Origin of the sequence: Winogradskyella psychrotolerans RS-3, from assembly GCF_000427335.1 — a bacterium.
Classification (GTDB): Bacteria; Bacteroidota; Bacteroidia; order Flavobacteriales; family Flavobacteriaceae; genus Winogradskyella; species Winogradskyella psychrotolerans.
On sequence record NZ_ATMR01000034.1, the window covers coordinates 123703 to 138300 of the forward strand.

Genomic DNA, 14598 nt, shown 5'->3' on the forward strand with positions numbered 1-14598 from the left:
TAATCGATACGTCTGAAGCAGATTTGATAAGATCATTTACTTTTTGTTTGGCAGCTTCTAACTTTGGTATTACGGGTTTTTTTATCTCGTTTAGTTCGTTCTTAATTAATGTTAATGTTTCTATTCGTTGCGAAAATGCTATAGCAGAAGCTTCAAGTTCATTTTCACGAAGTATAATTTTTTCTTCGAGTAATTTTTTCTCATTACTCTTTAAAACTTCTATAATTTTTTCTCCTTTTTTATATTTTCTAAATAAAAGAATACTACCTAATATTAAAATGATACTTACGAGTATAGTACTAATACTTAAATAATAGAGTTTTTGCTTTTTGTTTTTATTTCTAATAACTCAATGTCAAAACTTATTTGTTGGCTTTTTTGCTTTTCCTTAAGAAGTTTTATGTTAGAGTCAATATAATTTGAAAGCGCTTTTTTTTCATTAGATCTTAAACTATCTACCAGTGCATCTTTCTTTTGATATGTTTCTATAGCATTTAAATACTGCTTATTTTCTGTGTAATATTCAGCCAGTCTATCGTAGGTGTCTTTTTTATATTCAGATCCATGTGCCAGTTTAATGGCTTCTTTTCTATAAGCAATTGCTTTATCAAGATTTCCTGCAGCATGATAGAATGTGCTTAAATAAGCTGTGTTATTAAAAATAAGCTGATGGTCCTTATTTTCTAAGCAATATTTTCGCACAGCTAAGGCAGAGTCAATGGCCTTTTCGTAATCACCTAACCTAAAATAATCATTTGCTAACTTGTTTTTAGACCACCAAATTTCTGGAACATCATTAGTTTTTATAGCTATGTTTAATAATTCTTTATGCAAAGGATAACTTTTTTCAGGCATTTCCTTCTGGACATAATTTCCTGAAATATTTTTTAATAATATTTTTTTGTAAAAGACCCTACACCAACAGTGTCTTTTAATAGTGGTGTGAGTACTTCAAGTGCTTTGTCGTATTGGAATTTATGGTAGTAAATTTCAGCAATTGAAACGTTGTAAGCTATAAACAATTTAGTGTCACCTTCTGAGATTAATGGGTAAACCTTAAAATAGCTTTCTAAGCCTTGCTCGGGCAATCCAAATCCATTAGCTAATATCTGCCCTTTATTTAAGTAATACTGAGGAAGTTTTAATGCTTTAATTAGTAAGGTATCAGCTTTAATACTTTTTGTTATAACTTTTGTTTCAAAAAGATCGGCATAATGTAAAACACTATCAATATTTGCTTTTGCACTTACACCATAATACCAGATTAATGATTTATAAGCGGAAAGTATGCCTTGGTCGTAAGAGAGTTTTTTTGATTGTCGTAGAAGTTTATTGTGAACCAAATAAGCTTCTTCAGAGGCTTGTCCGTAAAATTGATTGTGTAAACTATCTAAATCACTAATTTTAATTAAGGGTTCATTATTTTGAGCATAGCATATATTACCAAGAAAGAGGGTAAAAAAGAATATACTCAATTTTTTTAAGGCATTTAAAAACATAATTGCTTTATAATTTTGTTAATTTGAGATGCTAATTCTTCTCAAAAGTGGGTTGTAATTTTTCTTTTATAATATAAGAGATTCTTTAAAGCCTTTAATATTAATGAAAGTTTATAATATAATTAAGGCTTTTAAATTTATTCGTAATTTTTTATGATAATCATGATTTTGAAGTGTTTTTTTGTTAATAACAATACGTCATTAGACGTCATATTGAATTCTCATATTTTTATTGTTAGAGTATTTTAAATGTTAATTTTTTTGCTTGTAAATAGTATTCTTAAGTGACCTTTATTTTTGCTATCTCTATTTTCATTAAAATAAATTTAGCTAAAGTTTGATAGTTTTAGTTAATTCTCATTTATTTTGTAATATTTCGGTTTTTTTGTTGTAATCTATTCTTTTTGTTAACAGTCTGTTTTTAGGGTTTTGATTTGTTTAGTGTTTTTTAATTTTAACATGATTACCTTTTGATAACCCTTGAAATTCAAGAATAAGGAAGATAATGTTCAATTTTAGCTTCATAAGTTTTAAAACACTTGACTCTTTAAAAAAGAACGATTTTTTTATTCTTAAAAAACACTAACTTTTAATAACTAACTTTATGAGAAAAATTACTTTACTATTTTTGGTGCTGATTGCTTTTTGTTGGCGATCTAATGCACAGTTTACTGAGAGCTTTGAAACGGAAATTCCTGCAACATGGACTATTTTAGACCTCGCTAGTGCAAATGGATGGGTCTGGGATGATACACCAGAAGGTGATGGTGCACAAGATGGTTCTGCAGTTGCAAGGATTGAGTCTGGGTTTGATGCTCCTAACGATGACTATTTAATTACACCTCAAATTACAGTAGCCTCTGGTTTAAACGATAGATTAACATTTTACACCAAATCAAGAAGTGGTTTGTTTTCAGAGCCTTACGAGGTATTGTTATCTACAGCCACAGCTACTGCTGCAGACTTTACTGTAATTCTACAGTCAGAAAGCGAAGCTCCTGAAGAATGGACTAAAGTGACTTTGGACCTGTCTTCTTATAATGGGCAATCAATTTACGTTGCAATTAGAACAACATCTTACGGTAATTGGGAATTATTTGTTGATAATTTTATAAACGACACATTTCCTGCATGTATGGAGCCTACAGATTTAACATTAGAAAATATATCTAATGCCTCTGCAGATTTCGCTTGGACAGAAAATGGTACGGCTACAGCTTGGAATATAGAGATTGTAGATGTAACAGCAGGTGAAGTTGCAACTGGTGCAGCAACGGTTAGTGGAGTTACTAATCCTTATACACTGTCTAGTTTAGCTTCTAACAACGAATACGAGTTATATGTACAAGCAGATTGTGGTGTAGAAGGTCCATCTATCTGGGTAGGTCCATTAGCATTTACGACGTTTTGTGACGCTTTTACGGCACCATATATACAAAGTTTTGAGAATGCAGGTAATATTCCTGATTGTTGGACAACGTTTAGCGATTCAGGAGAAGAAGATTGGTTTTTTAACGAATCTGGTCCAAATCATGTTGGAGATGGTGGAGACCTTTCAGGGAGTACATTATCAAATGGTTATTATGCTGTTTGTGATGCGTCGAGTAGTCATGGCCCTAGATATTTAATGAGTCCTTTTGTAGATGTTAGTGTATTAGCGACACCTGAACTTCGTTTTTATGAAATAAGTAATGCTGAAGATTCCGATAATGCACAATTAGATGTAGAAATTTGGGATGGATCTGCATGGAATCCTATGGGCACATATAATACAAATACAGATGGTTGGGAGTTAAAAATAGTAGATATAAGTACTTTAACATTTACAGGACCTGCACAAGCTCGTTTTACCTTTTCTGAACCTAACGGGGGTGGTGATGATGATATCGCTATTGATGACGTCGTTTTTGATAACCCTATAGCTTGTATCTTTCCTGCAGATTTATTAGTTGCAAATGTTACTGCTACAACAGCTGATTTATCATGGACAGAAACAGGTACTGCTACAGCTTGGAATATTGAAATTGTAAATATAACTGCAGGTGAAACTGCAACAAGCGTAGCAACACTATCTGAAGTTACTAATCCATATACAGTAACTGGTTTATTACCAAACACCAATTATGAATTTTATGTACAGTCAAATTGTGGTGTAGCCGACGGAAATTCATTTTGGATAGGACCTGTATCATTTCAAACAGATTGTAATGCGCTTACGGCACCATATACAGAAGGTTTTGATAATGCTGGTGCAATACCAGATTGTTGGAGAATGTATAGTGATTCAGGAGAGGAAGATTGGATTTTTCAAGATTCAGGATTAAGTCACGTTGGTGATCGTGGTGTACTATCCGGAAGTACAACAACAGGAGGTTTCTATGCCGCAGCAGATGCTTCTCAAGATCACGGCCCTAGATATTTGTTGAGTCCTTTTGTAGATGTAAGTACATTAACAACACCTGCATTAAGTTTTTATGAAATAAGCAATTCTGAAGATTCAGAAAATGCACAACTAGATGTAGAAGTTTGGGATGGTGCTGCTTGGAATCTTATGGCAACTTATAATACAAATACAGTAGGTTGGGAATTGAAAACTTTAGACATTAGTGGTTTAACGTTTACCGGACCAGCACAAGCGCGTTTTACATATTCTGAAGTTATTGCTCCTGGTGATGTTGACGATGATATTGCTATTGATGATGTTACTTTTGGTGAAGCACCAGATTGTATGGCTCCTACAGTCCTATTCGTATCAAATACTACATTGACTACAGCAGACGTAACTTGGACAGCTAATGGTATTGGTACTAATTGGAATATTGAAGTTGTTAATATAACTGCAGGCGAAACAGCCACAGGGTTAGCAACGGTATTTGGGGTTACAAACCCATACACACTTACAGGTTTAGAAGATGATAACCATTATGAAGTTTATGTGCAAGCCGATTGTGGTGTTGACGGTGTTTCTACATGGACAGGTCCATACGCATTTGCTACAGCAATTGTTCCTCCAGCTTGCGAAGGTATTTTTGTTGATGGAGGAGGTAGTCATGGCAATTATTCAGAATCTGAGTTTTCGTCTTCGACTATTCTTCCAAATTCAGCTGGAGACGCCGTAACTATTACCTTTACATATGTTGATATAGAGGTTGATACTTTTGGTTCTGGCGAACAAGATGGTTGTTATGACTACTTAACTATTTATAATGGGCCAGATAATACATATCCTGTTTTAGCACAAACATTGTGTGGACAAGATAGTAGTAATGGAGATAATACCATCGTAGCCGATAGTGAACTTCATGTCGGTGATTCTTTTACATCTACAGATGTATCAGGAGCATTAACTATTGAGTTTAGATCTGACCCTTTTACGAGTTTAACAGGTTGGGAAGCAACAGTTTCATGTGGTGTTTTAGGTGTTGAAGATGTGATTAACGAAGCTGCATTTACGTATTACCCTAATCCTGTTACAAACACATTAACATTAAATGCTCAAAAAAGTATTGACAATATAACGGTGTATAATATGTTGGGTCAAAAGGTGTTAAGAACAGCTCCTAATAATATTACGAATGAGTTAGATATGTCTAGCTTAAGTACTGGTACTTATTTTGTTAAGGTTACTATTGAAAGTGTAGCGCAAACGATACGAGTAATTAAAAACTAAATTTATTATAGAACACAGAAGCCACTTAATTTTACTATGTGGCTTTTGTTGTTTTTATTGATTTAGGGTTTAACAGGTGTCTGTTTAGAAATTTACTAATTTTTTTACCGAATTAAATAAAAATTGAAAATGAATAAGAATATCTTCAAACTGACCTTTTTAGCTTTCTGTTTGCTTGGGAGTTCAATAGCTTTATGTCAAACAATACCCTCACCAGTTGGGGTGTTTTGTCCTTCTAATAACTCCACTTACGTATTTACAGAAGAATTTGATGATTCTGATGGATGGGTAGGAGATATAACAACCAATAACATTGGGGGTAATTGGGAAGTTCCGGGTAATTCAGATAGTAGCGGAACCGGGCCAAGTTCAGCATTTAGTGGTTCTAATTATATGAATTATGAAGCTTCAGGTAATGTTAACCAGCAATCATCATCAATAATTAGTCCTGTTATTGATCTTACTACAGCTACAGATGGGGCTGAATTGTCTTTTTATATGCATGCTTACGGTGATAATATGGGAGAATTTGAAGTTGGGGTTTCTACTTCAATTTCGGGACCCTTTACAAATGTATTTACATGGACTGGTCAATTACAGACGTCTAATTCTGAAGCTTGGGTTCCTGTAGGTGTTAATTTGGATGCTTATCTTGGGCAGTCTATATATTTAGAATTTAAGAATACTCGAGCTACTTTTAGTGGTAGAGCAGATATGTCAATAGATTTAGTACGTGTAGAAACTTGTGGAACATTTTGTATTTCACCAACACTTTCTCTTAACTATGTGAATTCTAATGCTTCAAATGCTTCTGCTAGTTTTAATTGGGTAGCTAATGATAGTGAAACGTCTTGGGAGTATGTTGTACAACCTTCAGGGTCTGGTATTCCAACCTCGGGTATAGTGTCGTCAGTTACAAATATTATTACAAATGATTTATTATTTGGAACGGAATATGAAGTATATGTAAGAGCAAATTGTACAAATGGTAATAGTATTTGGGCAGGTCCCTTAACGTTTACGACGCCCATACAGACAGATTTTATAGTAGATTGTAATGCCGGCCCCTTAGTTGAGTCTCTATGTTATGGTGATGATGGAGTGGCTAATCCCGAAGTATTTACTTTTACTAGTACAGATGGTACCCCTTTAACTTTAACTTTTCAGTCTGGTTATATTCAACAGGGATGGGATCCATTGGTGGTTATTGATACAAATGGCTCTTCTATAGTTGCTTTTGAGGATTATTTTTTCGGTGACGAAGGGGATTTAACAGGTGTAACCTATACGTCTACTGGAAATAGAATCTCATTTTATGTAGCTTCAGATGATTTTGTACCATCAAGTTGTGCTAATGGTGATGATCCTATGAGAGGAGGTATTACTTATACCGTTAATTGTGCTACCTGTACAAATTCAGAGTCAACCTTTACAATTGTAGATGATTGTGACAATGGAGATCAGTTTTTATTGGATGTTAATGTTACGTCTTTAGGTACTGCTACATCTTTAACCTTATCTAATAACATAGATTTAAGTACGATAACTATAGATGCTATTGGAACTCATCAAATTGGTCCATTCCCTTTTTTTACAAATGTAATCTATACTTTAAATAATGACCAGGATCCTAATTGTGTGTATAATAGTTTACCAATAGTGGTAAGAGCTTGTCTTCCTGAAAATGATGAGTGTGTAAATGCAGAAATTGCAGTAGTAAATACAGGTGATGATTGTACGCTATTAAATTATGGGACTATATTATCTGCAACGCCATCAAATGAACCTGGAACATCCTGTGAAGGAGATCCTGATGACGATGTGTGGTTTCAGTTTACCGCTATAAATGATATTCAAATAATAGAGTTTATAAATATTGTTGAAAACGAAATATCTTCAGGTCTTAATCATGCCGTTTACGAAGGTGCTTGTGGAAGTCTAAACGAATTGTATTGTTCAGATTCAAACTCTAGTGTAACACCGCAATTAACCATTGGTGACACATACTATATTAGAGTATTCTCAGAAGGTTCTGAAGATGAAAACGTAACTTTTGATTTATGTATTAGAAAAGGTTTTAATAGTATAGAAGTAAGCGATAATGTGTATACCGTAGACGAATTGGTACGCGATATCTTATTTAATAGTCCATGTGCTCAGGTATCTAATATTACTTATTCTACAGGTGTTAACTTTAATGATAGTCAGCCTAATGGTATAGGCTATTTCTCTATGGATGGTGAAGGGTTTCCTTTCGAACAAGGAATATTGCTAAGTACAGGTCATGTTGTGGAAGCAGGAGGACCAAATAATGAATTAATAAATTCGGGTGGAACATCGTGGCCTGGAGATTCTGATTTAGATAATTATTTAGGGGTGTCATCTCTAAATGCAACTATAATTGAATTTGATTTTGTGCCATTATCAAACACTATCAGTTTCGACTTTATGATGGCTTCAGAAGAATACACAGGAGCAATAGGTGGAACAGATGAGTGTACGTATTCAGATGCTTTTGCTTTTCTCTTAACTGATTCTGAGGATAACGTAACTAATTTAGCCGTTATTCCAGGGACTACAACACCAATTTTAACAACAAATATTCATCCAGAAAATGAGGCTTGTCCAGCGATTAATGAGGAGTATTTTGGAGAATACATCACTGAAAACTTACCACCAATGAATTTCAATGGTAGAACAGTGGTTTTTACAGCTCAATCTGCTGTAACTATTGGAGAAACCTATCATATTAAATTGGTCGTTGCAGATGATTCAGATCCACAATACGATACTGGTATCTTTCTTAAGTCTGGTAGTTTTGATATTGGAGAGTTAGACTTAGGTGATGATATTACTATAAGTGCAGGTACGGCTTCATGCTTAAATGAACCAATTACTTTAGATACCAACTTACCTGATCTTGAGCATTATTGGTTTAAAGATGGGTTACTTGTTTCTGATGCTTCAGGATCTGTTATAACGGCATCTGAGCCAGGTGTATATACGGCACAAGTTATATTTTCTAGCGATTGTATTCTTAGTGATGAAATTATCGTTGAGTTTTTATCAGTCCCAGTCGCTAATCCAGCCATTGATTTATTAGAATGTTCTGCAACCAATCAAGCGCTATTTAATCTCATAGATAATGATAGTTATATTTTAGGATCTCAGAATGTTTCAGATTACACTATTACATATCATATTTCAGAACAAGATGCTATAGATAATCTAAGTCCATTACCTTCTGTTTATAGTAATGTTTCAAATCCTCAAGTAGTTTATGCGAGAATAGAAGATAATAATTCAGGATGCTATTCTACAACCTCATTTTCTCTAACAACTACAGCTCCTTCGCATACGGCGTTGAGCGTAGATTTTATAGAATGCGATTTTGATAATGATGGTTTGGCAAGTTTTAATTTAGAGGATCATGATTTAGAAATTCTTAATGGTCAGGAAACTTCTCAATTTAATGTGTCTTATTACACATCAGAAGCAGAGGCTATATCCGCTACCAATGCACTAGCAGGTTCTTATGACAGTGCTGGCGAAACTCTATTTGTTAGAGTAGAGTCTGTCGATTTCTCAGATTGTTATGTAACCAATAGCTTTGATTTAATAATTGGCAATCAACCTATAACCAATTTTTCTTCTGATGTAGATTATGAAGTCTGTTCTAATGCTTCATCTCCAATATATATTGAAGCAATTCCTGAAAATTATTCATTATCTGAAGTTTCTATAAGCTGGTATCGAGATGGTGGGTTAATTGATGATGAAAATAGTTTGACTCTACCTGTTTTAGAATCCGGATTATATGAGATTGAAGTCATGTTTAATGATACAGGATGCATAGGTATTGATGAATTTATAATAATAGAGTTAGAGACTTGTGTATTCCCAGAAGGTATTTCACCAAATAACGATGGTAAGAATGATGCCTTTGATCTTAGTGCTTTCAATGTTACTAAGTTAGAAATTTTTAACAGGTACGGAACTAAAGTATACTCTAAAAACAACTATACCAACGAGTGGAAAGGTCAAACAGATGATGGTGATGAGTTGCCAATTGGAACTTATTTCTACACCGTTATTTATGAAGGCGGAACAAAGTCAAAAAGTTCTTGGGTATATATTAATAGATAATTAAATAACAGAATCAACTACTAATTATAATGAAAAAACTCACTATTATAGCGGTCTTGCTTTTAGCATTTAAAATGTACGGACAACAAGACCCTCAGTACACACAGTACATGTATAATATGAACATAGTCAATCCTGCTTATGCAGGATCAAAAGAAAATCTTTCTTTTGGACTATTGTACAGAACTCAATGGACAAAAATTGATGGAGGCCCAGAAACAGGAACGTTTTTTGGGCACTCCCCAATTGGTAATAATTTAGGTTTAGGTGTTTCTGTTATTGCAGATAATATCGGACCCGTAAAGGAAACAAATGCTTATGTGGATCTTTCTTATACTTTAAATTTAGGAGGAGAACACAAACTCGCATTTGGTATTAAAGCTGGTGCAACGTTTCATGATATTGGATTAACAGATATAGACGTTATCGATCCTACTGATGATTTTTTCTCTCAAGGTATTAATTCAACGACGCCTAATTTTGGGGCAGGATTCTTTTACTACACTGATAAATATTATGTATCATTATCTGCACCAAACTTATTATCATCGGTTCATTTAGATAATAATGGGACTAAAATTGGTTCAGAAACACAGCACTATTTTTTAACTGGTGGTTATGTCTTTGATCTTTCACCTAATACAGAACTTAAACCTTCTGTAATGGTGAAATCTGCATTTGATGCACCAACATCTTTTGATGTAAACCTTAATGCTAGATTCTTTAAGAAGTTTGAAATTGGAGCCTCTTATAGATTAGACGATTCGTTTTCTGGTTTAATAAACATTGCTGTTACACCTTCTATTAGGGTAGGTTATGCTTACGATGCTATAACTTCTGACATTAAAAAATATGCACCTGCATCGCATGAGGTCATGTTATTATTTGATCTTAATTTTCCGAAACGTGTTTCTCGTTCACCAAGATACTTTTAATCAGTTAAGCTAAAACAATTATGAAAAATTTTAATACACTATTACTTATTACGTTAATGAGTAGCTTTTGCTTAACTGCTCAAAACAGCGATACAAAAAAAGCAGATAAACATTTTGACAGATACGAGTTTGTAAAGGCTGTAGATGATTATAATAAACTTGTTGAAAAAGGTAAAGCAGACAGCTATGTTTACGGACAATTAGCAGAAAGCTACTATAATATTTTCAATACCGTTGAAGCAGAACGTTGGTATGCCAAAGCTTTAGAGACTTCAAACGATCCAGAAATGGTTTTTAAATACTCGCAAATGCTTAAGGCAAATGGTAAGTATGAAGCGTCGAATAACCAGATGGATAAGTTTACAACCATGCGTCCTGCTGACAATAGAGCAACAGCATATAGAGCCAATCCGGATTACTTACCTAAAATTTTAGATCAAGGTAAAAAATTCAACCTTCAAAATGCAGATTACAACTCTGAACAGTCTGACTTTGGAGGTATCATGAATAATGGTAATTTATATATTACATCTGGTCGTAATGACAGTAGAAAAAACTACGGATGGAACGATCAACCATTTTTAGATATCTACACCGTTGCTAAAAATTCAGATGGATCTTCTCAAGAAGCAGTACTAGCGAACAATAAAATTAATACAAAATACCACGAAGGATTAGTTTCTTTTTCTCCTGATGGTAAAACAATGTATTTCTCTCGAGAAAGTTATTTTGAAAAAAGATTACCAAAAAGATTCTCTGAGCAGTGCAAGATTTAGTCAGCTTTATTTGTTTAAAGCTACTAAATTAGGTGATGATTGGGATACTGTAGAAAGTTTAGCTATTAACAGCGAAAATTATTCTGTTAAAAACCCTTCAGTTAGTGCAGACGGTAAAACGATTTACTTTGCGTCTAATATGCCAGGTGGTTATGGAAATTTTGATATTTACAAAGCGTCAATTAATACAGACGGTACTTTAGGTGAATCTGTTAACATGGGACAAAAAATAAATACAGAAGCACAAGAAATGTTCCCATACATTAGTAGTAATAATACGTTGTACTTTTCATCTACTGGTCACTTAGGCTTAGGAGGTTTGGATGTCTTTTATACCAAAGAAATTGATGGAAAAATATCTACAGTTCGTAATGCAGGAATTCCGATAAATAGTAATGCAGATGATTTTGCTTTTATAATTGACGAAGAAACTAATCAAGGATTAGTGTCTTCTAATAGAGCAGGAGGAAAAGGAAGTGATGATATATATGAGTTTAAAAAACTAGAACCCCTTTGTGATGTATTAGTTATTGCAACTGTTTTAGATGATAAAACGCGTGAGCCTATTGCAGGTGCAACCGTAGCATTATTTGATACCGAGGGAAACAAGGTTCTTTCTAAAATAACGAATGCAGAAGGTTTAGCTGAATTTATGATTGAGTGCGAACATGACACTGAATTAGAAGTTGTAATGGATGGCTTTGATAGCAAGAAAGTACAAGTAAAAGGTTCTAATGAAGAAGAAAACAATGTTCAAATTAATTTAGATCCTATCGAAAAATTAATTTTAGCCGAAACTATAGATTTGGCACCAATTTATTTCGATTTTGATAAGTCTAATATTACAACACAAGCGGCATTTGAATTAGATAAACTAGTTCAGATAATGAACAAATATCCTGAAATGAAAATTAATGCAATATCGCATACCGATTCTAGAGGTCCGGAATCATATAATACAGGACTTTCTAACCGTAGAGCTAAAACTACAGTGCAGTATGTAATCTCTAAAGGTATTAGTGAAGCTCGTATTTCTGGAGAAGGTAAAGGTGAAACTGAGCCTAAAGTAGATTGTTCTGCGCGTTGTACTAAAGCACAGCACGCTGAAAATAGACGTTCTGAATTTATTATTGTAGATAGTTTACAGCAATAATTAAAGCGATAAGTTTTGAAAGAAAAATTAGAACATCATCATTGGTTAAAATTCGAATTAATTGAATTCTGTAAGAAAAATGAATTATGTACACAGGGAAATAAAATTCAATTGAAGGAACGTATTGAAGCTTTTTTCTATAAAAGAGAAAAAAATGAGAGGTCTAATGCTTTATTAAAAAACAAGCGCAGAACTATAAAAAAATCTAAATAGGTCGAAAGGCATTAAGCTTTTAACTTATTTTAATTCTAGGGTGCTCAAGCTTTCTAAGCTTGAGCACCTTTAAATGATTAGCTTACAATCTGTCACATTATGTATGTAATACTATAACAATAACTAATGTAACAAATAGAGGGAGTGCATTTATTCCAATTATATTAATAAGAGACTTTACTATTTCTTTTAAAATCAATTTAGAGTGAAAAAAATTATATACATAGTCATATTTTTAGTTATTAAAGTAGGATTCTCGCAAGATCTTTTAATGCAAGATGGCACCTTTAATCGCTGTGCTCCAGATTTCTTTTATGATTCAGGAGGAGAATTAGAGTCTTATTCAGATAATGAAAGTTATGTCACTACCATATGTCCTGAAAATAGTGGTGATCGTCTTAACGTTAATTTCGTCGAATTTTTAACACAACTTAATGTAGATTTTTTAACCATTTATGATGGTGATGATGTGTCAGCTGATATTATTGGTGTATATACGGGGGTTTCTTCGCCAGGTTTTGTCTCGGCATCACAAAGTAATACTTCGGGTTGTTTAACTTTTGCATTTTCAAGTAATGAAACTGGAAATATAAATGGTTGGAAGGCTGAAATATTATGTATTACACCTTGTCAGGATATTACACCGTCAATTAATAATATAACACCTGCACCAAATGAATCTGGTGTAATTGGTATATTACCAGGGGAAACGGTTAATTTTTCAGGAAGCGCAATGTTTTCTTTAGATGGCTCAGGAGCCACTTATGATTGGGATTTTGGAGATGGAAATACAGGTACAGGAACAGAGGTTTCAAATACATTTTCAACTGATGGTACTTTTATAGTGACACTAACAGTTACGGATAATAATCCTTTAGGGTGTTCTGAAGTTACTACAATACCTGTTTTTGTAATGGGGCCTAATGTAATAATAGATCAAAATATATTTACGCCTGAAGAATTAATTACTAAAGTGCTGATTAATAGTCCTTGTGCGTCTGTGTCTGACGTAACTTGGTCTACAGGATCAAGTATTACTAGCTCGCAGCCTAACGGTATTGGCTACTTTTTTGGCGATGGATTAAATTTTCCTTTTAGTGATGGGATTCTGTTAAGTTCAGGAGAGGCTAGTGATGCAAGAGGGCCTAATAATCTTAGTTTAGGTAATGGCTCTAATGTTTGGGGGGGGGACGATGATTTAAATGCAGCTTTAGGTGTAAATTCTCATAACGCTACATTTATTCAATTCAATTTTATTCCTTTAGCAGATAGTATAAGTTTTGAGTTTTTAATGGCTTCTGAGGAGTATAATATGGGGAGTTTTGAATGTGTTTACTCAGATGCTTTCGCTTTTTTATTAACAGATTCAGCGGGCAATGTTTCAAATTTAGCAGTGATTCCAAATACAAACTTACCTGTGTTGGTTACTAATATTCACCCCGATAATGGTGAAAGTTGTGGTGGGGCTAATGAGGAATATTTTGGGGAATATATACCATATAATCAACCTCCAATAGCATTTGATGGTAGAACAGCAGTATTTACAGCACAATCTGATGTTATACCTGGTGAAAATTATACTATAAAACTAGTAATTGCTGATGATAGAGATAATAATTATGATTCGGGAGTGTTTCTTAAAGCAGGAAGCTTTGACTTAGGAGGTGATTTAGGTGATGATATTACTATTGAGGCTGGTAACGCACAATGTGGTGGTGTAGAGATTGTATTAGATACAGCCGCACCTTTCGCTGATCATGTTTGGTATTACGCTGCAGATCCTTCAGTGCCAAATAATAGAATAGAGATTGAAGGGGAAACAAGTTCTATACTTACGGTTACAGAAACGGGTATGTACTCGGTAGACGTAGCGTTTGAGGCCGTATGTCAATTTTCAGATTCTATTTTAGTTGAGTTTATAGGAAATCCAGTAATAAATCTTACTCCAGATTTGGTAATATGTAGTAGTACTGGGGAAGAAGAATTTAATTTGTCTGAAAATAATGATAATGTATTAGGTGATCAAAGTTCTGCAGAGTATTCCGTTACCTATCATTTCACTGAAGACGATGCAATTGATAATTTAAATCCGTTACCAGACCTTTACACTAACGTGTCTAACCCGCAAACTCTATGGGTTCGTTTAGCAGATGTTTCTCAAATATGTTCAGTAGTCACATCATTCCAATTGTCTGCGGCATCAGCT

The 14598-nt window shown here is 33.8% G+C and carries 9 protein-coding genes; 7 read left to right on the forward strand and 2 right to left on the reverse strand.

Annotation, left to right across the window (positions count from 1 at the left end; all coding sequences use genetic code 11):
• Positions 1-306: 306 nt before the first annotated feature.
• Positions 307-834 (reverse strand): tetratricopeptide repeat protein, encoded by a 528-nt coding sequence (locus ADIWIN_RS02895; protein WP_020894893.1) that lies wholly within the window; start codon positions 832-834, stop codon positions 307-309.
• 53 nt (positions 835-887) lie between these two features.
• The gene (locus ADIWIN_RS02900; RefSeq protein WP_152487202.1) at positions 888-1475 is read right to left on the reverse strand and encodes a hypothetical protein; all 588 of its coding nucleotides are present in this window, start codon (positions 1473-1475) and stop codon (positions 888-890) included.
• Positions 1476-2103: 628 nt separating this feature from the next.
• Here ADIWIN_RS02900 and ADIWIN_RS02905 point away from each other — a divergent pair.
• From ADIWIN_RS02905 to ADIWIN_RS19315, 7 genes are all read left to right on the forward strand, one after another.
• Positions 2104-5169 carry a T9SS-dependent choice-of-anchor J family protein gene (locus ADIWIN_RS02905; protein WP_020894895.1) on the forward strand — a complete coding sequence of 1022 codons (3066 nt, stop codon included), beginning with the start codon at positions 2104-2106 and terminating at the stop codon, positions 5167-5169.
• A 129-nt stretch (positions 5170-5298) separates the two neighbouring features.
• A complete protein-coding gene (locus tag ADIWIN_RS02910) occupies positions 5299-9315 on the forward strand; it encodes a choice-of-anchor L domain-containing protein (protein WP_020894896.1) in 4017 nt (1338 codons plus the stop codon).
• A 29-nt stretch (positions 9316-9344) separates the two neighbouring features.
• Positions 9345-10250 (forward strand): PorP/SprF family type IX secretion system membrane protein, encoded by a 906-nt coding sequence (locus ADIWIN_RS02915; protein ID WP_020894897.1) that lies wholly within the window; start codon positions 9345-9347, stop codon positions 10248-10250.
• Positions 10251-10270: 20 nt separating this feature from the next.
• Positions 10271-11026 (forward strand): PD40 domain-containing protein, encoded by a 756-nt coding sequence (locus ADIWIN_RS21105; protein ID WP_020894898.1) that lies wholly within the window; start codon positions 10271-10273, stop codon positions 11024-11026.
• Positions 10980-12179 carry an OmpA family protein gene (locus ADIWIN_RS21110; RefSeq protein ID WP_235046975.1) on the forward strand — a complete coding sequence of 400 codons (1200 nt, stop codon included), beginning with the start codon at positions 10980-10982 and terminating at the stop codon, positions 12177-12179. The genes ADIWIN_RS21105 and ADIWIN_RS21110 overlap by 47 nt, the downstream gene beginning before the upstream one ends.
• Positions 12180-12194: 15 nt before the next feature.
• Entirely contained in the window at positions 12195-12392 is a 198-nt protein-coding gene (locus ADIWIN_RS02925) for an SAP domain-containing protein (protein WP_020894900.1), read from the forward strand.
• Positions 12393-12597: 205 nt separating this feature from the next.
• Positions 12598-14598 (forward strand): choice-of-anchor L domain-containing protein (locus ADIWIN_RS19315; protein WP_235046977.1); only part of this gene is annotated, 2001 nt, incomplete at its 3' end.

Excerpts from the sequence above, each read along its gene's own strand:
- ADIWIN_RS02905 (WP_020894895.1), top strand. The coding sequence starts at position 2,104 with ATGAGAAAAATTACTTTACTATTTTTGGTGCTGATTGCTTTTTGTTGG.
- ADIWIN_RS21105 (WP_020894898.1), top strand. The coding sequence starts at position 10,271 with ATGAAAAATTTTAATACACTATTACTTATTACGTTAATGAGTAGCTTT.
- ADIWIN_RS02915 (WP_020894897.1), top strand. The coding sequence starts at position 9,345 with ATGAAAAAACTCACTATTATAGCGGTCTTGCTTTTAGCATTTAAAATG.
- ADIWIN_RS02910 (WP_020894896.1), top strand. The coding sequence starts at position 5,299 with ATGAATAAGAATATCTTCAAACTGACCTTTTTAGCTTTCTGTTTGCTT.